The sequence below is a fragment of the Nonlabens ulvanivorans genome (genome assembly GCF_032922765.1).
GTDB lineage: Bacteria > Bacteroidota > Bacteroidia > Flavobacteriales > Flavobacteriaceae > Nonlabens > Nonlabens ulvanivorans.
In genome coordinates this window covers 92992-118167 of the sequence record NZ_CP136694.1, presented here as the reverse complement: position 1 = coordinate 118167, position 25176 = coordinate 92992, and the positions used below count along the sequence as shown (strand labels likewise).

The 25176-nt window shown below is 35.9% G+C and carries 11 protein-coding genes; 7 read left to right on the top strand and 4 right to left on the bottom strand.

Annotation, left to right across the window (positions count from 1 at the left end):
* Nucleotides 1–13 precede the first annotated feature (13 nt).
* The gene (gene proS / locus R1T42_RS00325; protein WP_317290854.1) at nt 14–1492 is read right to left on the bottom strand and encodes a proline--tRNA ligase; all 1479 of its coding nucleotides are present in this window, start codon (nt 1490–1492) and stop codon (nt 14–16) included.
* A 109-nt stretch (nt 1493–1601) separates the two neighbouring features.
* On the opposite strand from proS, the gene R1T42_RS00320 reads away from it, so the two are divergent.
* Together R1T42_RS00320 and R1T42_RS00315 are read left to right on the top strand one after the other, a co-directional pair.
* Nucleotides 1602–2624 carry a hypothetical protein gene (locus tag R1T42_RS00320; RefSeq protein ID WP_317290853.1) on the top strand — a complete coding sequence of 341 codons (1023 nt, stop codon included), beginning with the start codon at nt 1602–1604 and terminating at the stop codon, nt 2622–2624.
* Nucleotides 2625–2645: 21 nt separating this feature from the next.
* Nucleotides 2646–4166 (top strand): OmpP1/FadL family transporter, encoded by a 1521-nt coding sequence (locus R1T42_RS00315; protein ID WP_317290852.1) that lies wholly within the window; start codon nt 2646–2648, stop codon nt 4164–4166.
* A 126-nt stretch (nt 4167–4292) separates the two neighbouring features.
* On the opposite strand, the gene R1T42_RS00310 is transcribed toward R1T42_RS00315, so the two are convergent.
* Complete coding sequence (locus R1T42_RS00310) at nt 4293–8873, bottom strand: T9SS type B sorting domain-containing protein (protein ID WP_317290851.1); 4581 nt, start codon at nt 8871–8873, stop codon at nt 4293–4295.
* A gap of 182 nt (nt 8874–9055) precedes the next feature.
* Between R1T42_RS00310 and folE the strand changes: the two genes are divergently transcribed.
* From folE to R1T42_RS00285, 5 genes are all read left to right on the top strand, one after another.
* Entirely contained in the window at nt 9056–9727 is a 672-nt protein-coding gene (folE, locus tag R1T42_RS00305; protein ID WP_042248377.1) for a GTP cyclohydrolase I FolE, read from the top strand.
* A gap of 136 nt (nt 9728–9863) precedes the next feature.
* Nucleotides 9864–11348 carry a cysteine--tRNA ligase gene (gene cysS / locus R1T42_RS00300; protein WP_317290850.1) on the top strand — a complete coding sequence of 495 codons (1485 nt, stop codon included), beginning with the start codon at nt 9864–9866 and terminating at the stop codon, nt 11346–11348.
* A gap of 2 nt (nt 11349–11350) precedes the next feature.
* A complete protein-coding gene (gene yidD, locus R1T42_RS00295; protein ID WP_036581885.1) occupies nt 11351–11575 on the top strand; it encodes a membrane protein insertion efficiency factor YidD in 225 nt (74 codons plus the stop codon).
* A gap of 309 nt (nt 11576–11884) precedes the next feature.
* A complete protein-coding gene (gene lgt, locus R1T42_RS00290) occupies nt 11885–12844 on the top strand; it encodes a prolipoprotein diacylglyceryl transferase (RefSeq protein WP_317290849.1) in 960 nt (319 codons plus the stop codon).
* Nucleotides 12837–13313 (top strand): DUF192 domain-containing protein, encoded by a 477-nt coding sequence (locus tag R1T42_RS00285; RefSeq protein ID WP_317290848.1) that lies wholly within the window; start codon nt 12837–12839, stop codon nt 13311–13313. Before lgt ends, R1T42_RS00285 begins: the two co-directional genes overlap by 8 nt.
* A 579-nt stretch (nt 13314–13892) precedes the next feature.
* On the opposite strand, the gene R1T42_RS00280 is transcribed toward R1T42_RS00285, so the two are convergent.
* Both R1T42_RS00280 and R1T42_RS00275 read right to left on the bottom strand, forming a co-directional pair.
* Nucleotides 13893–14438 (bottom strand): hypothetical protein, encoded by a 546-nt coding sequence (locus R1T42_RS00280; protein WP_317290847.1) that lies wholly within the window; start codon nt 14436–14438, stop codon nt 13893–13895.
* A gap of 1 nt (nt 14439) precedes the next feature.
* Nucleotides 14440–25173, bottom strand: a complete 10734-nt coding sequence (locus tag R1T42_RS00275) for a TIGR02594 family protein (RefSeq protein ID WP_317290846.1) — start codon at nt 25171–25173, stop codon at nt 14440–14442.
* Nucleotides 25174–25176 lie beyond the last annotated feature (3 nt).

Genomic DNA, 25176 nt, shown 5'->3' with positions numbered 1-25176 from the left:
TTTTTAAAAAATTTTAATAAGCCTTTGCAAATAACACCCTTTTTAAAGATTTATTACCGCTAAAAACACAAATACCTTCCTCATTATCAGTATCTAAAGGCACACACCTGATTGTAGCTTTAGTAATTTCTTTTATTTTATCTTCTGTTTCAATTGTTCCATCCCAATGCGCAGAAATAAACCCACCTTTAGTCTCAAGCACATCTTTAAACTCTTCAAAAGTATCCACTTTGGTAGTATGTGTATCTTTATACTCCAATGCTCGATTATATAACGACGACTGTATTTCTTCTAAAAGCCCCACTACTTTATCCTCTATACCATCTATAGCAGTTGTCTCTTTAGAAAGGGTATCTCGCCTCGCTAATTCCACCGTTCCATTCTCAAGATCTCTAGCTCCTATAGCGATTCTTAACGGAACACCTTGTAATTCATGCTGAGCAAATTTTGCGCCTGGTCTTAAAGTGTCTCTCTTATCATACTTCACAGTAACACCTTTGGATCTTAAAGATTTTATCAATCCATTTACCACATTTGTAATCTCATCAAATTGCTCTTCTGTTTTAAAAATAGGAACAATAACTACTTGATTAGGCGCTAAGTTTGGCGGTAAAACCAATCCTTTATCATCACTGTGAGTCATGATAAGCGCACCCATTAAACGCGTGGAAACACCCCAAGAAGTTGCCCACACATATTCTTGCTTACCTTCATTCGAAGTAAATTTCACATCAAAAGCCTTAGCAAAATTTTGACCCAAAAAATGTGATGTTCCTGCTTGCAATGCTTTACCATCCTGCATTAAAGCCTCAATACAATAAGTTTCGTCTGCCCCAGCAAAACGCTCACTCTCAGTCTTAAGCCCTTTGACCACTGGTATCGCCATAAAGTTTTGAGCAAACTCTGCATAAACATCATTCATCTGCTCTGCTTCAGCAATCGCCTCATCTCTGGTTGCATGAGCCGTATGCCCTTCTTGCCATAAAAACTCTGCTGTACGCAAAAATAATCTAGTACGCATTTCCCATCTTACGACATTAGCCCATTGATTAATCAGTAATGGTAAATCTCTATAAGATTGAATCCATCCTTTATAAGTATTCCATATTATAGCCTCACTTGTAGGCCTTACCACTAACTCTTCTTCAAGTTTTGCCTCAGGATCAACTCTTAACTTACCAGGATTATCAGGATCATTTTGTAACCTATAATGAGTTACAACAGCACATTCTTTTGCAAATCCTTCAGCATTTTTCTCTTCAGCTTCAAAAAGGCTTTTAGGAACAAAAAGTGGAAAGTAAGCATTTTGATGTCCTGTTTCCTTAAACATACGATCCAACTCTGCTTGCATCTTTTCCCATATTGCATAGCCATACGGTTTAATGACCATACATCCTCTAACCGCACTATTTTCTGCTAGATCTGCTTTTACAACTAGCTCATTATACCATTTTGAATAGTCTTCACTTCTACTGGTTAAGTTCTTTCCCATGTACTTTATTTTGGCACAAAACTTGATGATTATTATTAAGTTTTGTTAAAAGGTTTATTTAGCCCTCAAAACTACTTATTTTTATACTATCATCATAAATTATTACGCTATGAGAACATCTACTTTAAAATTTCCAAAATTATTGAGCATTTATGCCCTAATGGCACTGATGATAACTATAACATCATGTGGCTCGTTTGATGCGGTATCCTATAATGATGGAATTTACGGCGATAGTTACGATGACGAAGAAATAGATCAAGTGAGCTATGAAGAGAATAGCGGATCCTATTATAAAAATTTATTTGCTGAAAAAGCTGAACAATATGGACAAAACTTTGGTCAGGACAGTGTGTTTACAGATGTAGACAGTTATTCTTCTCAAAGCTATGATCAATCTAATCCAGACTATACCTCAAATTATGGCGGTGGAGAAAGTGGTTTTGGTGAAACTCCAAGTACGGTAGTTATTAACTATTACGATAACGGATGGAATAATTGGGGCTGGAATAGAGGATTCGGTTGGGGAAACTCATGGTATGGTGGTTACGGTTGGAACAATTGGGGTTGGAATCGAGGATTTGGATGGGGAAACCCATGGCACGGTGGATATGGTTGGAACAATTGGGGTTGGAATCAAGGCTTTGGATGGGGCGGCGGATTCGGTTGGAATTATTGGGGTTACAACAACGGCTTTGCTTGGGGTAATCGCTGGGGCAACTATTACAATAGAAACAATTACGCATTTGTAAATGGTAATAGAAATTACTATTCTAGAAATGCCATAGGAAATACTTCAAGAAACTCTAGAGGAACAACGTCGGTGAACAATAGAAACACAACAAGACGTAACGTAGGTAGAGGTACTAACGGTGTAAGTCGAGGTCGCTCAACAACTGCAACGAACTCTCGTAGTACTAGTAGAAATAGCACAGGAGTATCAAGACGTAGTTCTACGAGGTCAAGAAGTAATACAACAGCAAGAAACAATTCATCTAGTCGCTCTTCTAGAAGCAGCACTATGGGACGTTCAAGCTCTAGTAGCAGAAGCTCTTCAAGTTCTACAAGATCATCTAGTAGTTCATCTGGAAGATCATCTAGCGGAACAAGATCTAGTGGTCGTAGAGGATAGTTTTAAACTCATTATTTTATTATGAAAAAATCAATAATATTATGCGCTTGCCTTTTAGGCGCAGTAAGCAGTTATGGACAAACGATAGCTGATGGATTATTATATGGCCAACAAGGCTCATATGGAACCGCTCGCTATCGTAGTATGAGCGGAGCCTTTGGAGCCTTAGGAGGAGACCTTACAGCCATAGGAAGCAACCCTGCAGGATCTGTCATATTTGCTAACCATTACGCAAGTGTCTCGCTAGGGTATACCGGTAATCAGACAGACAGTAATTTCAACAGCTCATTTGCAGAAAATAACGATAATGACTTTACCTTAAACCAAGCTGGAGCTGTTTTAGTATATAAAAATCAAAATGAGAACGCAGCTGTAACAAAGTTCTCGTTTGGACTTAATTATGACGATACTCGTAATTACGATAACAATCTTTTTATAGCTGGCACTAATAACATCTCTATTTCTGAATATTTTTTAAGTTTTGCAAATGGAGTCGAACTCGATAATTTTCAATTAAGGCCTGATGAAACCGTTTCTGGCCTTTATCGATTCTTAGGTGAAGATCAAGGATTTGGAGCTCAACAGGGTTTTTTAGGTTATCAATCTTTTGTCATTGATGCCGTTGATAACAACGATGAATTTAATACTGCCTATGTTTCTAATACTGGGACAGGAACATTTGACCAACAACTTTCTCAAAACACTTCTGGATATCAGAGTAAATTATCTTTTAATGGAGCTTTAGAAATTAAAAACAAATTGAGTTTAGGACTCAACATAAACACTCATTATATAGACTATCAACGTTCTACATCATTTTCAGAACAAAATAACAATGGAGCACTAGTAGATGCTGTAAGATTTAATAATTATATAGATGTTCAAGCCTCTGGTATCTCTCTTCAAGTAGGCGCTATAGCAAAATTAACAGACGCCATAAGAATAGGTGCTGCTTATGAATCGCCTACATGGTATGATGTAGAAGAATCTATCACACAATCTGTATCTGCAAGACGTGCTGATGGAAGTGGTGGCACCATAACTGAGATTATTGACCCTAATGTAGTTAATATCTTTGCACCTTACGATTTAAGAACACCTGGCAGTATCAGTGGAAGCCTCGCTTACATCTTTGGAAAGAAAGGTCTAATAAGCATAGATTACAGTTCAAAAAACTACTCTAGTCTGAAGTTTAAGCCTTCCAGCGATCCTCTTTTTGCTGAAAACAATCGACAAATCAATCAAGATTTAACGAATGCTGGTACGTTACGTATAGGTGGAGAATACCGAGTTAGCAATTGGTCATTACGTGCAGGATACCGTAATGAGCAGTCTCCTTATAAAAACAAAGATATCATGGATGATCTAACTGGATACAGCTTAGGTTTAGGATACACTTGGGGACAAACTACGCTAGACATCTCTTACGATCGTGCAGAAAGAGATTACAGCCAGCAACTATTTGAGTCTGGCTTAACTTCTAGCGCTGCAATTAATAACGTTCAAAATAACATTATCGCTACCATAGGTTTTAATTTCTAGAAACTATTGGACATAACAAAAAAAGCCTTTGAGAAATCTCTCAAAGGCTTTTTTTTGTTAACGAAGATTAAAAGATTCATATTGGTAATATGATTTTGCTTTCGCGAAAGCGAAATACAAACTAATCTATCGTTTCAATGCAAAGTGACCAGTTGCCTCACCTTTTCTTCCATCTTGTTCATACTCTATCTTGAACCAATAATCTGAGCTAGGTAATGGCTGTCCATTATAATTCCCGTCCCATCCAGGTCCTACGGTATCTAGTTGTTTTAACAATTTACCATATCTATCAAAGATGTATAGGGTTGTAATAGGTAATCGATCTGCACCGATGATATTCCAAGTATCATGATAACCATCATTATTAGGTGTAAAGTAGTCCGGATAACCAAACACAAACACCTCAACGATTATTTCACCACAACCAGAACGTTCAGCTATCGTTACATTGTGTAATCCTGGTGATACGTTATTAAACACTCCATTGTTTACATATGGTCCATCATCAAGTCTAAACCAGTATTCATCTGGTCCTGTTGCGGTCGCGATTATCTGATGATCTACTGCATAGGTTTCTGTTGTTACGTCGACACTATATGCTGTAGGAATACCTGATTGTCTCACATTGGTCGTAGTTGAATTATCACATCCAGTAGCAATGTTAGTAACGATTACTTCATAGTCACCAGGATCTATTGCATCGTGTGAAGCACTGTTAGAACCTGCGATAACAACTCCATTTAAAAACCATTCAAAGGTATAATCTATGTTGTTCAAACCAGTGTCCAGAACCTCTGGACCATTTAATAAAACTCCATTATTATCAATACATAAAACGTATTGTGACAACAAGCTAGGTTGTGGTAATGAATCGATAATTAAATTAACAGTGGTAAAACTTACACAATCTGTATTATCATCTTCTACTCTTATGAATAAAGTGGTATCTGAACTGTAAGCATAAGTGGATGCTACTACATTTGAATCATTGTCAGCATCGGCTTGTGACTCATGATAACTCACAGTAACACCTGTTTGAGTACCGATCACTTGAGTAGTAACTGGTGCTAAATCTGCAATAGCATTTCCAGTACCATCGTCACAATTATTTACATCCATAGGAGTAATTACCATTGGTGCCGCAACTGCTTCAATAATAAAGTCCCCTATTGCATAACAGCCAGAAGCATTAGTTAGTCTATAACTTATAGTTTGAGGATTTGCGGTATTAGAATAAGAGTTTTCATCTAATGCATTGGTATTATTTAAAGCATCTGCATTAGAAGCATAATATAATACAGTCACACCGGTCTGGCCGTTTATAATTTCGGACTCTCGATCGCTTAAAGAAAATATCGCAACCGTATCACCATCTTCATCACATTCCTCAAGATTAGAAACGGTTGCTATAGCAGGAATAGCATCTACTATTAAATCAAAACTAGTAGTGTTATAACATCCTGTATTAATGTTTTCTACTCTTACATAAATTGTTTCTGGCGAGGATGTGTTATCATAAGCTGTTGCAATGGATGGCGCATCAGCATCTGCATTTGCTTGACTCATATGGTAGGTAAACATAAAATCTGCTGGTGCTAGACCATTAAGAATTGCAGTTTCATTAACCGTTAAATCAAAATTCTCTACACCATCACCACTAGGATCATCACATAATTGTAAATCTGCAGCAGCTGCAATAGTAGGTGCTGGATTTAATATTAAATCAAAACTTGTCGTTGTATAACAATCAGTATTATTAACATTTTCTGCACGAACATATATTGTTTGTGGACTTGAAGTATTAGGATAGTTTAAGGCTAAAGATCCTGTGTCCGCATCAGCATCTGCTTGTGACGCATGATAAGTCACCTCAACATCAGCAGGTAATTGTGTTCCTAATACCGTTGCTGTTTGTGTAGATAAGTCAAATACTTCAGTACCATCATTTGAAGAATCATCACACAATGTCATATCAGTAACAGGATTTGCAACAGCTGTAGGACTTACTTCAATATCAAAGGTACCCGTTGCATAACAATTCACGTTTCCATTAGGAGAAATTCTAACATAAATGGTTTCAACAGGTGTTGAAATATTAGTATAACTTCCTGGATTAGGAATGGACGCCGTATTCATATCTGCATCCATCTGAGTATTATGATAAGTAATCGTAAAATTTGTTGGATTTTGAGTTCCTAAAATATCAGTTTCATTGCTTGTTATATCAAAAATTTCAAAACCATCGTTAGAAGTATCATCGCACAAATTGATAGTTTGAGCCGTATTAAACACAGCTTGAGGATCAACTCTAATTAAAAATGAAGTTGTGTTATAGCATGCATCGTTAAGTACACTTTCTATACGAACATAAATGGTTTCAGGACCAGTACCTGCATTCATATAACCACTACTAGTTAAAGCTGCTGTATTTGAATCTGCATCAGCTTGAGTACTGTGATAAGAAATACTAAAATCTGCTGGGTTTTGAGCTCCCAACACCATACTATTTCTAGACGAAAGAATAAACGTAGCTATTCCATCATTAGACACATCATCACACGCAATTATATCCATAGGAATATTTGCTATTGGTGTAGGAGAAACAGTGATATCAAAACTTCCTGTATCATTACATGTAGCATCTGTAACACTTTCTATACGCGCATAAATTGTTTCTGCTGGTGTCTGCACATTTACATAACTAGTAGGATTAGGTATAGCATTTATACCAGCATCAGCATCTAGTTGAGTAGTATGATAAGTAACGGTAAAATCCATAGCCGATTGACTACCCAAGATACCAGCCTCTTGTGAAGTTAAATCAAAAGTCTCAAACCCATCATTACTAGGATCGTCACATAAGTCAATGTCTGGAACTGTATTATAAGCTGCACTACCCACAGAGATATCAAATGATTCAACTACAACACACATAGTTGTGCTATCTGTGATTGCTGCATAAATAGTTTGTGGATTTGATGTGTTTGTATATGCCGTAGGAGTTGTTATTGCTCCTACTCCATTCTCTGCATCTGACTGTGTCAAATGATAAGTAATAGGAAAATCTGTTGCTGCAAGACCATTTAATATCTCTACATCACGAGTTGTTAAATCTACTGTAGCGGCTGTTCCTGTAGGATCACAAATGACAAATCCAGATGGAACACCGTTAGTTATTTCTGGAAGTACAGTAATACAAACCGTATCAGTATAGGTACATCCAAAATTATCAATAAATTCATAAGTATAACAATTCACACCTTCAGTAGTAGGCGTTACTGTTATCGTACTACCTACCGTATTAGTTATAGAAGGATCTGCTAGCCATTGCTCACTGGTCGCGTTAGGTGTAAATGATAAGTCTGCTGGGATAATTGCTGGATTAAAATTAAGTCCCCAGTAAAAAATATAACCATTATCAGACGACAAATTATCTGTAATGTTAATACACCACTGTCCATTAAGCGGTGTACCTACAAAGGTACTATAAGGATCAACTGGCAAATAATCACCTGCTGGCAAAGTAGTTACACCAGCCTGAGCTTGCGCCCAAGTTTGCGTTGCACTTTCTGTAAAAACATAATCAAATCCAGTACCTGGATTTAAATCAGTATCAATATCAATAGGTACTCCTAAAAAAGTTCCTCCACCACCACTTCCATAGGTATGTAAAGAAACAGTTGCTCCGTTAGGTGCAGTAACTGATATATCTAAATCACCTAAATAGGAATGTTCCATATTTAAAAAGATATCTATAAGATCAGATGCGTTAGTCATAGTCGCTCCAGGTGGGAACAAATCAACACTCACACAAGTTTGATAACTGGTTGTCCCATTATCATCTGGTAAAAATGTTCTACCAGTAATAGGTGGTGATGGCGTTATTGCAAATTCTATAGGTGTTACATTACCATTAATATCAGTAGACTCTCCATAACAGATGGTATTATCTACCGCTGCGGTTCCTGTAAAATCTGGATCTGTAGATACATGAACAACGACATCTCTAGATTCTCGATCAGAACAACCGGTTGCATCAGTAACTACAAAGTCTATTAAATAAATACCAGATGTGGTATAAGTTTCACTTTGAATTGCTCCAGCATTTAATCCTCCACCGTTACCTAAATCCCACTCATAGGTAGCTCCAGTTCCGTCAACACTAAAGGTTGCAGACCCATCAAAGTTTACAGTATCACCTTGACAAATACGAACAATCCCATCCGCATCGGGTGCTGGTGTTGTTAAAATTGTAGTGCTTATCGCTTGACAAGGATCAAAACAGCTTATCCCAGCTCTCCATCCTGCACCTGTTCCACTACCATTAGAAGTAAAGGTCACCGTTAAACAACCCGTAGGATTTCCTGCGCTAGCCTGAAACATTCCTGGTGCGGTAGTCGTATTAGTAAAAGTTCCTAATTGCGGCGCTGCTGTAGAATCACCATCATAGATAGTTAACACATCTCCGGTTTGGATAATCATTTGGATAAAGTTAAGCTGCATCCTATCGGTCTGTATACCTGGACAAAAAACGGCATAACCATTTATATTATTTCCATAATCTCCATTTTGACCATCATCATTAAAGGAACCACTACAGGTTACAAACCTGGTAGGAACACCGTTATTATCGGGCATATTAATAATTCCTTGACCAGTGGCAAATAACCCTATAAAGATTATCGCAATTGTTAATAAATGTCTCATCGTTTTAAATTTGCTTTTTTCACTTTTTCATCTGCTTCTACAAATATGCAGAAAATCCTTAACACCATCTTAACGTAACAACACTTTTCTTTAGTCTAAATCCCTTAAAACACCCGTATTACGTCCGTATTCCATACCTTTGCTTTTTAATATTTATGGCTCCTTTTAGAGCAAATGTGCACATGAAAATAGAAGACTTAATTAATAATGTAGATGATCACGATCATTTATCATCAAACGAACAAACTCCTTTAAGACCTGACGCTTTTGAAAAAAGTGATGCAGAAAAAATAGAAATCATTAAAAAAGATGTCCACCATATCCTTGAAACACTAGGAATGGACATGACTGATGATAGTTTAAAAGGTACACCTAACCGTGTTGCAAAAATGTTTGTGAAAGAAATTTTTGGCGGTTTACGTCCAGATGCAAAACCTAGTGCATCTACCTTTGACAACAAGTATAAATACGGCGAGATGCTCGTAGAAAAGAACATTGTACTTTATTCTACCTGTGAGCACCACTTACTTCCTATAGTAGGTAGAGCACACGTTGCTTATATCTCAAACGGATCTGTCGTTGGACTTTCTAAAATGAACCGTATTGTAGATTATTATGCAAAACGTCCACAGGTTCAAGAACGATTAAACATACAGATTGTACGTGAACTGCAACAGGTCATGAATACAGAAGATGTAGCCTGCGTTATCGATGCAAAACACTTATGCGTTAATAGTCGCGGTATACGTGATATAGAAAGCAGTACGGTGACCGGTGAATTTGGCGGTGCGTTTAAAGATCCTATTGTACGTCGAGAATTTCTCGATTACATTAAAATGGAAACAAAATTTTAATTAGTATAGAATCGTAAGTTTGTAGATAGTTTTGCCCCATAAATTTTATTGGGTAAAAAGCTTTTATATTATGCTTTCGCGAAAGCGTATTTTTAAAAATCAATCACCTACAACTACTTCAAATAATATATAAATCATGGTGCGATATCAAGATCAAAAGCTCCAATTATACAACTCTCTTACGGGAGAAAAAGAAATTTTTAAATCTATAAACGAAGGTCTAGTAGGCATGTATGTCTGCGGTCCTACGGTATATAGCAATGTACATTTAGGAAACTGTCGTACGTTCATTTCTTTTGACATGATTTATCGTTATTTACAGCATTTAGGTTATAAAGTGCGTTATGTGCGCAATATTACAGATGCTGGTCACCTAACTGATGATGCTGATGAAGGTGAAGATAAAATATCAAAAAAGGCTCGTGTAGAAAAACTAGAACCTATGGAAATCGTACAGCAATACACGCTAGATTTTCATAACGTTCTAAATAAATTCAACAATCTACCGCCTAATATTGAACCTACAGCAACTGGTCATATCGTTGAACAAATAGAAATTATCAAAACAATTATTGATAACGGATATGCTTACGAACGTAATGGATCTATCTATTTTAATGTTCTTAAATTTAATGAGGACCATGAGTATGGTAAACTAAGCGGTCGTAAGTTAGAAGATATGATTGCTAATACTCGGGCGCTAGATGCGCAGAGTGAAAAAGATAATCCACAGGATTTTGCATTGTGGAAAAAAGCAAGTCCAGCACACATCATGCGATGGCCTAGTCCATGGGGCGATGGTTTTCCAGGATGGCATCTAGAGTGTACTGTTATGAGTTCAAAATATCTAGGAGAGACTTTTGACATACATGGTGGCGGTATGGATTTAAAATTCCCACATCATGAATGTGAGATTGCACAAGGTGAGGCAGCGCATGGCCACAGTCCAGTAAATTACTGGCTGCACGCTAACATGTTAACGCTTAACGGTAAAAAGATGTCTAAATCTACTGGTAATTCTATATTACCAGAAGAACTCTTTACTGGCGATAATGACTTTATGGAAAAGGCATTTTCACCTAGTGTCGTACGTTTCTTTATGATGCAAGCGCATTATAGAAGTGTTTTAGACTTTAGTAACGATGCGATCCTAGCAGCAGAAAAAGGATTCAATAGATTAAGTGAAGCCATTAAAACTATCGCTGATCTAACATCAAGTAAAGAAAGCAGCACAGACGTGCCTGCATGGGTAGAGCGTTGTTATGCAGCCATGAATGACGACTTTAATTCACCTATTCTTATCGCCGAGCTTTTTGAAGGTACCAAAATGATTCATGCGGTTAAAGAAGGTAAACAAACGGCTACAGCTGCTGACATAGAATTGATTAAGGAAACATTTAATGCATTTTTCTATGATGTGTTGGGTCTAGAAACCAGTTCAAAAACGGGCTCTACAGACTCTAAACACCTGGATGGCGCGATGCAATTAATTATAGATTTAAGAACGCAAGCAAGAGCTAATAAAGATTGGGCCACTAGTGACCAGATAAGAGATCAATTAGTTGCTGCAGGTATTCAATTAAAAGATGGTGCAGATGGCACTACTTATACCGTAAAATAAAAATGAAGTATTCGATACTGGCATATCCGTTATTGTGGATTGTAAGGTTTTATCAAGTTGCGATATCTCCTTTCACACCAGCGAGTTGCCGGTACTCGCCTACTTGCTCTCATTATGCTGTCGGTGCCTTAAAAAAACATGGTGCTTTTAAAGGTGGCTGGCTAGCCCTTAAAAGAATACTGAGCTGTCATCCATGGGGCGGCAGTGGTTATGATCCGGTTCCCTGATTTAAGTTTGAATTTGAATTTGAGTTTGAGTTTAAGTTTAAGTTTAAGTTTAAGTTTAAGTTTAAAAGCTACAGATTTTCCTTTTACTCACTTACAAGTTATTATACCATAAAATAGAAATATATCTAGGTATCGACTGTCACTAAACCAAACACGGCTTTTACTTTTATAATAATCATATTATATAACAACTTTAAAATCCGAAAATATCTTAGCCCACATTTTCATTCTTATTGCAAGACAAACTCGCTACTCAAAAACTAAAACCTCACAACTAAAATCCTTAATTTAGCCACTCAATAAAAGCATATGTATTCATTAAAAGTTATCTGGAACCCATTAGAAGGGATTGATCTAGGATTTTTTACCATTCATTTTTACAGTTTATCTTATGTCATTGCCTTTGTACTAGGCTGGTATATCATTAAACCAATTTTTAAGCGCGATGGTGTAGGAATGGATAAGTTAGATCCTTTGTTTATGTATACCGTTATAGGTTGCCTTGCTGGTGCGCGTATCGGGCATTATCTTTTTTATGAGACAGAGGTACTTTTTAATGACCCATTACACGTTTTACTACCTTTTTCTTTAGACCCATTTGAATGGACGGGATTTGCTGGTATGGCTAGTCATGGTGCAGCATTAGGAATCATCATAGCCATGTTTTTTTATAGTAGAAAACATTTAAAAAAACATATGTTTTGGGTATTGGACCGTATTGTAATCCCTACCGCAATAGGAGGAACTTTTGTACGATTAGGAAACCTATTCAATAGTGAGATTAACGGAAAGGAAAGTGGAGATTTCTGGGCTGGATTTAAATTTGTAAGGGATACGTCAGATCCACATGTGGCTGCCGCATTACAAAAAACGGGCTATACTGATACCGATAAAGCCATAGATACGGTCGTAAATAATCCGCAATTTACTGAGGTTCTAGAGTCCATACCTTTTAAACATCCTGCGCAGTTATATGAAGCTATATGTTATGTCGGTGTATTTGTAATTTTATATCTCGTTTATTGGAAAACAGAGAAACGTCATAAACTAGGTTATATCCTTGGCCTTTTCTTTGTTCTCTTATTTACAGTACGTTTCTTTATAGAATTTATCAAAGCTTCGCAAACAAACGCAGATCAAGAACTGCTTTTAGAATACGGTTTAAATACTGGTCAATTCTTAAGTATACCGTTTATACTGATCGGACTCTTTTTAATGTTTAGTCCTAAAGGGCTATTCAAAAACCCAGAACCTAAAGCCAATGCGTAATTCCATCTTTACTATTCTTATTGCTGCCATAGCACTTACAGGTTGTCGCGATGAAAAATCTGCTTCCCTAAGCACTAACGAAATCTCTTTCACCAAAGAAGCTACAGGTTACTTGATCAAAAAAGCTACTCGAGATACGATACAAACTCTAGAGGTTGAAATTGCCGATACAGATTATGATATTCAAACAGGATTGATGTACCGTACCAGCATGAATAATGATCAAGCGATGTTATTTGTTTTTAAAGAAGAACAAGAACTTTCTTTTTACATGAAGAATACGCAAATCGCTCTTGACATCATCTATCTTAAAGCAGATGGTACTATTGTAAGCTTTGTCGAGAACGCAAAACCTATGGATGAAACACTATTACCTAGTGCTGGACCTGCACAATATGCCTTAGAAATAAAAGCTGGCCTTGCAGAAAAATGGGGCCTAGATGTAGGTGATGTTTTTGTTTGGGAATAGAAATAATCAAGTCTTACTAAGAAATATTCTGTCATACTGAGTTTATCTCAGCATCTGATTTTACAGCGATGAAGACTTATTTTGCAACTCAATCTCTAGCTTTTCATGATCAGCAGATTCTGAAACGAGTTCAGAATGACAGGTAAAAAAGGATGCTTGGTCGAGCGGACATGCTTCTGATTTTATCAATTAAAAACTCTCAAACGATTCTGAAAATCTTCTTTTAAGTTGTCATGCTGAGTTTATCTCAGCATCTCATTTTACAGAGACGATGGATGATCATCTTAATTACCCTTAGTTTTCCAGCACCAGCAGATTCTGAAACGAGTTCAGAATGACAGTATATAAAAAGAGCTTCTCAAATGAGAAGCTTTTTTAGATTTTTTAGTACGCTATTGCGAAAAAGTAATTCTAAACAACTCACTAAACTAACTTCTATGATTCATAAAAAAAGGAAAACTGTTTCTAGCTTTCCTTTTTTAATAATTACTTTATAATGACTGTGTATCGCATTACAAATGCTAGACTTTAACGAACGCGTTGCAAACGCGCGCGACGTGGGTTATCACTATAAAGGGCTTAATTAACCACTAAAACCTTTTCCAGAATCATTTTACATTTATCAAAATGAAAGTAATAATTAACAGTCGATTCATATTTATTGCCATCTTCTATGTATTCATAATTCAACTTTACAATTAAATCGTTAGAACTAGAACTATAAGTCGTTTTAAAGTAAAATCTGTCCACATCTAAATCGCTGCTTATCAACTCAGATTCTGTTTCTCCATTTTTAAAAAGAGCAGCTCCATTGATTGATTTGATTCCGTTTATGAAATCTTCTGGAAACACAAGATTTTGATACTTTAGAAAATCTTGGAGATTCAATTCATATAAATTTATTTCTTCTTCTGAATTAAAAGAAAGCAAGACTCCTACTGGCATCTTTCCATTATCAAAATCTATATAATTTTGCCATTTGCTAGGCTCGAGAATATCATTTTGAAAATCAAGAAAACCATCTGCATTAAAACAGTTATAATATTCACGATTAGCGGAATTATCAACCTGATTCAAACTTTTACAACTAAAAATCAAAGTACAAACTAACAATATTTTCATCATATTAATCTTCTTTTATGGTTCCAGTTTTGGAAACAGTTAAAACTGGCAATGTGTAATTTGGAGTATATCCATTCGGGTAATTAAATTGTAAGATGTCTTTCGAATATGCAGTGTAATTTACTGAATCATTCTGATTACCTCCTAAAAGTACTATTTTACCGTCCGATGTTATACCTGCCACAAAACCTACATGTCCACCACCTTTTCTACTTTTAGTAGCAATTGCCCCTATTGCAGGTTTAGTTAGGCTTACACCTAATGTTCTATAACTTTTAGCTCTAGCCTTATGTGTAGAATGATCCGCAGCATTTGGCACTGTCTCCATATCGTTTTGTTCCAAAGTCCAATTTACAAAAGCTCCACACCAAGGATTATCCGTAGGAAGACCTGTTGTTTTCAAGTACTTATCTACTTTGGTTCCTCCATTTCTTTTAGTCTCTTTCACTCCTAATTGAGACCTTGCTGTATCCATCCATGGGGTAGCAGCCATTCTTTCTTGTTCGGCCTTTGCTGCTTCAGCTTTTTGAGCAGCAATCTTTTCGTCGCTTTTTTTAATGTACTCGGCTATTGCTTTGAAAGCGGCAATTAGTTTTTCCTTTTTCTTTACCTTATCGGGATCTGGACCATATCGATCAGGCCCTTCAGCTGCTCTACCATCCGGATCTATCATATTGATAGGGTTGTTCATGGTATAATTATAAGGTGAGAAGTTAGGGAACTGCTCTGCGAGTGGATCTACACTCATCCATATACTTAAACTAGGGTCATAATAGCGTGCTCCGTAATAATACATACCTGTTTCATTGTCCAGTTCTTTACCGTTGAACTTGAACTCGGTCTGGTAATATGATATGGATGTTTGCTCTGCCATGGTTTCTCCAAAGGGTAAGTTAAGGAAAAACTGGTACATATTACCGTTTACGTCTGTTAAGGCATTTGTAGTTCCTAAATGGTCTGGATGGTAAAAGTAGATAGGAACGTCTACTGGTGCTCGTTTTTCTATTTCTTTTTCATCTTTTCCTTGATCTAATCGCTCGTATCGATTCTTTTGTTCTTCAATGGTTGTGCCTTCATATTTTTTATAGACAAAATTATTGAAGCTGGTTTCTTTTAAAAGGTTTACCAAATCTGACTTTTGAGCGTTTTGTAAGTCTTTGGGATTTAAAGTTGCTGCTCCATCATCGCCTTTAAAGGATTTTAAAGACTCGCTCTCGCCGCCACCTTCTACCTCAAATATGGAGGCATTATCATCTCCTAAACGGCTGACTATGCGCTGTGTGCCTAAGTAATAATGCTTGGAATAGATACCATTTTCATCTACCACTATATGAGCACTTGGGTAACTCTTATATCCAATAATATTAATATTACCAGAGCCATCGACTAAGGTTCCGTTTTCATATACGGCCTCATAGTCTGTTGCAGCTTTAAGAATACGGTTGCCGGTACCGTCATAGATGTAGTGTTGCATTGAGTTTTCGCCTTGAGCTACTACACGTAAACGGTTTACCTCATCCCAGTAATAGTTAGTATCATCTAGTTCTGTCACAGACTTATTAACTACGTTACCATTTAAGTCATATTCTAACGTGGTTTCTACACCTGTAAGTCCATCGGTCACTTTTTCTACCTGATGTGTTCCTGCGATTAAATCGTAACTGTTTTCAAATGTATTGGGCTGGAATGCCGTGCCATTTTTATTATGGTTTTGATTTTTAGTGACTATAGAGTGTGTTTTATTATAACTCATACTCAAACTGTAGGCTGCGCTAGAGTCGTTACCTTGTGAGGACTGGCTTGAGTGACCAGAGAACTCACCGTTTGCCTCTATCAATCTATTCAGTGCATCATATCCATACTCATGGGTATAACTACCTCCCATATTATTATGACTGCTACTACTCGCACTGTTATTTAGTGAGGTAACGTTTCCTATTTTATCATAACCATAATCGTTATCAAAAATATAGTTCCCGTTTGCTTCTTGAACTTTGAGATTGTTTAATCTACGCAACGCTGGTGTGTACTCATAGTTTGTCTCTGTACCATTTCCATATTTTAAATAGGTGCGTTGTTCAAAATGATCATACTCTAAACGTTCTACATATTCATATGGTGCTCCATTGAGTTCACCGACCATTTTATTCATGTTTCCTCCAAAATCATAGTAGAAATCAATTTCCTCACCATCTGGATAGGTCATTTCTTGCAATCTGTTCCAGGTATCATACACAAAGTGAGTATCATAAACTCTAGTAGGGATATTGGGCCCTACCACAGTACGTGATGAATATATTAATTCACCTAAATTACCGTACTCCATGGTTTGAGTTCCCGTAGCATCTTTTTGATAGACTAATCTACCCGTTTGATTCCCAGTGGCACCATATTGATACTCTACGTTTGCAAGATTAGGTACACCTGGCGATTGCTCTGGGAATATCACTTTAGACAATCGAGAATAATCATACTCATAAGAAATGAACTGACTTGCAACAGAGAGTTTTTCTGTACTCAACTTTGTCAAATTCACTTTATCATAGGTATAGGTCGTTTTTCCATTATCTGGATGGTTCACTTCGGTTTTACGACCGAACATATCGTACTTATAAGTGGTGGTCAAGTTATCAGCATCAGTATAAGATTGTAATTCACTTATCGCATTATAAGAGAACTTGGTCCAAATATCACCGTTAACTGGATCTACATTTTTAGTAGAGATCGTACGACCAAAAACGTCTGCAAAGGATTCTGTAATTACATTTTGAGAACCATTTTGATCTACGTTTGCAACTGTTTTAAAAGCCATAGTACCATCTACGTCTGTATCTATGTCATAAGACATAGTAGACTCGTTCCCTTCGGGATCTATAGTTTTTACAGTACGATCTAACTCATCATATTCAACTGTTGAGCTATAAGCGGTAGCAGTTTCATTCAATTTAAAGTTGGTGCTAAAAGTCTTACTTTCCCAAGTAGGATGGAATTGTTCAATTCCACGACCAAACTCATCAGCAGTTGATTTACCTGATATGGAAAGTGCTTCAATCATATTAGGTGAATTTATAGAACCTATATTATATGAAATATCTTTTTTCACCTGGATAGGTCTGGACATTCCATCAATAAAAGTATAGGTCTCTATATCATTACTAGGCCATTCTGGGTCATAGTGACTGGTCATGGCTACTGGCACGAACTCTGCTGCTGTCATATTTGCACTTTGTGGCAATAAACTTTGATATGGATAGTAATCAAATTTAATGGTGTACGGTTGTCCAGAAGCTATTTCCTTAGGTCCTTGAACAGACGTGGTTCGCCCAAAAGTGTCATAAGAATAAATCATTTTATTCCCGGCATAATCGGTCACTTCATTTACGTGATCAAAGCTACCGTCATAATCAGATTGAGAAGAGTACCCAAATGAGTCTGTAATATCTGTTATAAATTTATGGTAATTGCTATCATAGGTATAGGTATATGACATACGCTGGTTTGCGGTGTTTTCAGGGTAAATAATTCTAGTGAGGTTTCCAAATTGATCATATTTCATATCTGTCCAAGCCCATAAAGAACCGATTTTAGCCCACATTCTATTTACATGACCTGTATTTGAGTTCACAAATGCTCTACGTTCTCTTAATAATGTATTTGAAGCGTTTCTAACGCGAATGACATAAGGGACATTACGAATGTTTCTGCTAGCCAAGTTTGTATTATTGTGATAATAGATTTGAGTTTTAACGTTATCTGAATTTGTGGTAATATCTCCTTTATTATCTACAACAGCTAATTCACCTTTGATATTATAAGTCATTACATTTTCAGTAATAAGTTGCGGTGAATTGTTTAATTCATAATGCTCTGTTCTTGTTTTAGTCAAAAATACCGCTGCAGATCTACGTCCTTCAGATCCACCAGAATCAAAATCAAATGGTTTCACATCATTAAGTATTAACTGATCATTTGTGTCATTCAGTCCGTAAATCGTATATTCATTTAAAGTCTTAGAAAAAATCTGATTAGAATTATCACCTTTTAACACATAACTACTTTCTAACAAACCGTTTGTAAAATAGGTTCGGTTGTGATAATTAGAAACGGTAGTGCGGTAAATTTCTCTATTTCCATTACTTAATTCTTTAAAATCTTGAACCTTTACCGTTGCAAATCCAAAGAATGCACGCTCACGACGGTCGTATCTTCCACCTTCATAAGTAAATGACTTGCTATACTGATCTTCTCCATCGTTAACCGTATCATAACCATCATCAATAATCACCTCACTCATCGTCCATTTTGCATGTGGATTATCATAAGTAACTGGTTGTACTTCATAATCAATGGTGAAACTACCGCCAAGTGGATTATTTACCGTCATTAACTTATCTGTTCTTCTTATTCTTGAATGACGAACTTTAACCGTGCTGTTAGATATCGACTCAACAATATCTAAATATCCATCACCATCATAATCTGTTAGAGCTTTTTTAGTTTTGTTGGTGGAACTGGAATATGGGGTACCATTTGCATTTAAAACGAGTACTTTAAGGTTAATAAAGATTAGAGGAACTACAACAGCGATAGTCGCGCCTATATTTAATGAACTACTTGTAGAGGTAGACTCCTTTTTCATGTTAAAATCACTCCAAGTAGAGGTTCCTGTTTCAAATTTATTACCTAAATTTAATCTTACTTCAAGATCATCTTTAGCATCTATGATATCAATGAGTCCATCGCCATTTATATCAGTCATGAAATTCTCTGAATTTGACCATGAAGTTGATAGACTAGTTCCTATCTCAATACTTCCAACCTTTAGATTGAGACCTAACCCACCAGATACAGAACTACCATCACCATCTATTAGTGGCAATGTACCCCAGTTAGTCGTGGGCATTTGTTGTGTGGTGTGATTTGTCGGTCCTAAATTTAATCTTACCGAGGCACCATTAATACTTTGTTCTATCTCATCAGATAAGCCATCACCATTTATATCCAACCATAGGTGATTGGTTTCATTTTCGCTAGTATTAAAACTACCAGAGAACCCCATGGAATTATTTGTTCTTCCATTATTCCAGTCTATATATGCTGTAGATTTTTTTGAATTAGCATCACCTCCGCTTTCTCCACTTTTACCAAAAGAACCACTTGCACTAAAACCAACACCACTATTTTCCCCATCACCTAAGGATCTGGAATCATCTACTTTAGCAATCAACCCACCAGTACTATTAGTATACTGCACCTCATCAATAGTCACTAAATCTGGATAACGATCTCCATTGTGATCCACGTAATCAGAAAGGTTTATACTTCTTCCATTATCGGAAGTTGTACCGTTTACACCACCAACTCCAAAAGTTCCACCTAGAGCAATGTTAGGAATACTGTTAGATCTCGTTTTTCTATCAATCGCATAAGCTCCTGTAAATAAAGGACCTTGATAAATGGACATATCCTCATCAGCGAGTATATCGATAGATTGTTCAACACTTGAAGCTCTTGCACCTAGAGCGCTGCTGTAATTCTCTTCACTATCTCCAATCCATTTTTCCAAAAACCCACTTGGAATTACCTTTCTAAGTGGCTTTGCTGGATATAAAGCAAAGTTTCCAGTAAGAGCTAGTGAAGATTGATATAAAGCGTCTAAGTCTGTGTTTTCATCAACATTTTCTAGATCATTTTCAAAATCAGTCAAATCACTTTGACTCATATTTGCAGTGATATAATTGATGTTTATTTTCTTTTCATCTATGAGCTGAGTATCCCCAAATCCGGTAGGTGTTCCGTCTACTACTTTACTAGCATCATACATGAACTGGCCCCAACTTCTATAAAACGCCCCTTGAATAGGACTACCTTTCTGATAAAGGGCTACATAATAATTACTAAATGCACTATACACTCCATTCTCTTGAATATTTACAATCGACTGCGTATTTCCAACGTTTGCTAGATTTTGAAGTAAAGAACTATCAGTATATGGTCTATTCTCATCATTTGTTGTAAACATAACCTCAAACTCATCCGCACCAGAACCTGTTATTATAATAGGGTTATTATTACTGTTTGTAACCACTCCATTTGTGATTTGTAAAACTCTCTTATCGACAAATTGATTTCCTCTTTTCACTATAAAATTAATGATTCCATTGTCACCGTTTGAAAATAAATTATTGATATTTGGAGATAAACCTAAGGTGGAACTTTGATAATTACTTATTAAAGCCTTTTGAAATCTAAATATAGGTCCACAAGGAAACATTCGGTACAAATCATGATTAACAACAGGGAAATGAGTCGTAACTGATTGATGAACACCTTCAACATGGTTTCTATCTGTATCCGTGCTAATAGACTCGTTATAGTTAAACTCTACCTGAGGCTTCCATTGATAGGTTTGCCAATCAACATTTGAGGTGCTTTTTACTCTGAATTCAAAAACAGTCTCTCTTTCTAGGTTAGGCTGATTACCGATTAATTGAGGAACTACTGCAATGTTATTTAAATTTAATGCATTAACAGCCGTAGTAACATTAGGAGGACAAACTAGGGTATACAAAGTTGTATCGCTAATTACTGTAGGTAATTGATCGGAATTACTAGAATTTTTTTCTAACACCTTTTGATGAACGGAAAAAACCATCTCATCCGTAGGAGTGACGTTATACGCATCCCAAGTTATTGAAGCTGTTCCTGCTTGAAAACTAGGGTAAACTAATGGTTTATTATCATTTAAAACAAATGATTCAGAATAACGATTAACTAGAGGTGTTATTCCATTTGCATCATATTGTATTTGATAATTAAAATAAGGGTTTGGAGCTAAAGTAACTTTAGGGTCCCAAGAAACTTTAGGATTACTTCCATCATTAGAATGAATTCTAAAGTAGATTTTATCACCCTTTTTGACAAAGATATTATTTAAATTACTTCCTAAAGTATCTGTAAAAGTTGGTTGACTTGAGTTGAGCTCTACTCCATGGATTAACCCTATATTCCTTACATTATCATTACAAATAACTCCTTCATTTGTATTTGGATCTTCTGCTGATAAATCTATCCTTCCTTCGATGGTTAAAATAGCGCTTGAATTTAAATCTAACAATATTGCATCATTATCAATTCTAATTTTTGAATCTTCAGGTGCCTCCCATACTTTTACCACATCTAAATTAGGAAAATCAAACTCGTCTATTTCTTCTGGAATAACTACTGTTGCAGGAGCAGCAGTAATCACTAGATTTTCAGAACCATCACTTTCACGAACAAAAGTTGGAATTCCTGAGGCATTTAGCCGATTGAAGTAGATTACTCCATTTTTTGCAACATCAATTAATCCATCACCATTAGCATCAGTGAAATAAATATCATTGGTTGATTTACTTCTTGATTGATCACCTCCAAGAAAAACACCTGCATTTCCTTGACCTGCGGTAACCTGTATATTTTCTGTTCTTGATGTTCCATGGGCTCTATAGAATTCATTAATTCCAATGGCCTGCTTTTTAGGCTCAAAACTATGTTGAGGCACCACAATTCCTAGTGAATTTACCACACGTTCAACTACATGTTTCTTGTAATAAACTTTATCATGTTCCTTGTATACCAAGTCTTCTAAGCCGTCACCATCAATATCTATGGATGAAGAGAGCGATTTACTTTTATTAGCTGAATAATTTTTTTGAAAAGCTATAGAAGTACTTTTTGAAGTGGGATCTGTACCAATTCCTGCTCCAATTGAAAAACCAACAGCTTTTGTTGTCGTTTTACTGCTTCCCAATGGAGAACCATTACTGTTAAATGTAGGCGTACTTCCTGTAATCAAGAAATCCCAATTAAATAAAAAGTCTTGACAGTCTTCATCTATGGCGCCGTCGATCACTGTATAAGTATCCACTGGAATAGTTGCACCATCTCCACAACTTACTTGAACGAAAGGAATATCTTCAACACAAGTCGAATAAACCCCATTGCTAAAATCATTATATAATTTCAGATTTTGTAACACATTAAGTGTATTGTTAATGGTTACTTCATTTGTTGTTGTATTGAGAGAAACCGTTCCACTTATATTACTAGCTAATAAGTTAGTTATTTGTTGTGGTCCGTATACATGACTGTTATTTAATGTCACTCCATCTAATTGAACAAAACTACCTAAAGGATAACACTCTGATTCCCAATTTCCTCCTGTAGGTAATTGTAGTGTATAGCATATTAACTCTTCTTCTGGACAACCATTATTTGAAATTGACCCCACAACGTCTGGACATGGATCGTCGTCATCACATACTCCATCACCATCGCTATCTATACATGGATCTACTTCATCACAAATTTCAATGGTTATAGCACCATCAAAATATGAAGATTCATTTCCGACTCCTAAATCATTATAATAATCAAAGGTATGCTCATAAAAGAAATTACCACTTCCGTCATGCTCTGCAACAGATCTAAGTTGCGATTTACTTAATCTTCCTTGACCAAAAACCGTTTTATAACTGCGTATTAATTGAGATTCTTTTAAATTTTTGACTTTAATCTCGTTTAATTGATAAACATCAACAATTTTAATTCCTAAACTGGCATCAATAGTAGCATCATTTCTAATACTAGTGCTTTTAACAAGTTCTACCTCATAAGAATAATTTGAATTATTAAAACCATTATACTTAACATTATTTAATAAATGAGAAATACCACCATTTAAATTCTGGTTATCGCCTGATAACCCAGTGATTTCATCTGTATCATATTGATAGGCAACAGTATTCCCATAAACATCTATAGATTGAACTAAAGCCCAGTGAACAATGTTACCTTGAACATCTGTAATTACAGCATCTGGATCAACAGCGTTTGAACCACCATAATAATGAATAGTTCCATCAGGAGCAACTACTTTCCAATAATAGGTAGACGGCGAATTTCCTTTCCTAATTATCTGAGTAAAACTTCCTTGTTTTCTCAATGTAAATTCTAAATCTGCTGTTCTAGGTAAAGGGCTCACATCTGGTGTCACATAAGTAGTTCCATTGACGTCTGCGTGCCTATGAGGCATCCAATCGCTACCATTTCTTTTTGGATACATGAGTTGTTCACCACTCATTGAATATATTTCAGTTTCGTTGGCAGAATTAAACTTGGGTGTTCCCCAGGAAGAGTTTATAGTTATCGCAGGCATGCTCAAACTCCAACCTTGTCCTAACCAACCAGTTCCTGCATCACTATTGTAAGAAATTGCTAGTTGAGGTTGCATACCATTTCTTCCTGAAGGAATTTTTATAGGGAATGAAACATTGGCACTTCCTGACTGAGACACTTGTGGTGGACTAATCAAAGTCATTTGGGCCGATGGATCTACCGCTTTTATATCAGACAATGATGTAGGTGTAAAACCTGCAGTTTCTGGACTTTCTGGTGCTTGGATTACTCCGTTTATATAATCTGTAAAATGATCTGTTCTTGAAACTATCATTTTTGACTCTATAATAACAGAATCCTTGACTATGGGCTTCCATTTTTTTGCATTTGTATCAAAGTAAAAAGTGGTGATATCGTTTTCATCAAAACCTGCTGGTAATAAATTCTCATCATAACCAAGGTGCAATGAAATAAGATTATTGAATTTAGTTCCATCAGGTAAAAATCGGAATGCAGTGGCTCCTTTAGTTACATTTATGAGGCCAGGTGACATAGGAGGTAAATCTGTTTTTCTTAATTTGCTTACTGCTATTTTTTTGTTCTCACTTAAGGCACTATCATTTATAATTAATTTATAATCATCACCTGATATGTTAAAAGAAGTCTTCATTGGCACATCAGAAGTCTTTACACTATACTTTTCTATTGTTTTCAGAGAGGAATCAATCCTATCACTTTGAGAGATTGAGATTTTATAATTCTTTTTTAATTTGCTCCCTTCTCTAACCGAAAGGTCTATGAACCCTTGATATTCTATATTGTTAGATATGATAGTTTCAAAAGCACCTTCATATAAATTAATCTCCTTATCATTTAAAATTAAGGAAGTTTCCTCTGTATAATCGATTAAGAATCCTCTAAAATAAATTTGATTTTGAGAATCTATAATTTTACTAGTAATAATCAAATTAGTTGTTGATTTAACTTCTGCTTTGGTAAAAACCAGTTTTACATTTTTTACCTTAAAATTCAAAATGTTTTGGTTAGAGTTATTGAATATAATGGTATTGATACGTTTATCAACCCAATTATTATTCAAGGGTTCTTTAATTAAGGACCAAGAATCACTTGTAGCACTTTCATATCCTCCATAAGAAGGCTGTGCGTTGATACTTCTAGAAACACCGCTTAGGCTTTTTAAGCCAAACAATTCATACTGTAATTCAACTGTATAATTTTCAATATCAAATTTCTTTAAATTAAATTTGAAAATATTATCATTTATATCATCTGTCCCTTGTAATGACTTTGCTCCTATTGTTCCTTCACTGACATCAGCCCGAACAAAGAATTTATGGGCACCTTTTGAATAATTGTTTTCATTTATAAGTTCTAATGAATCAGTCTCCAAAATGGATAAAATATTATTGCCTAAATTATTAGATGGTAGTGTGGAGAAATTGATAATGCTATTGAGATTATCAACGTCGTTAATTAGTTTAGTTGCTGGAACAGCTATAGAATAATGGAAAATTATAAAGAATAGAACTAATGATTTTGCTTTTATATACTTACTCATATT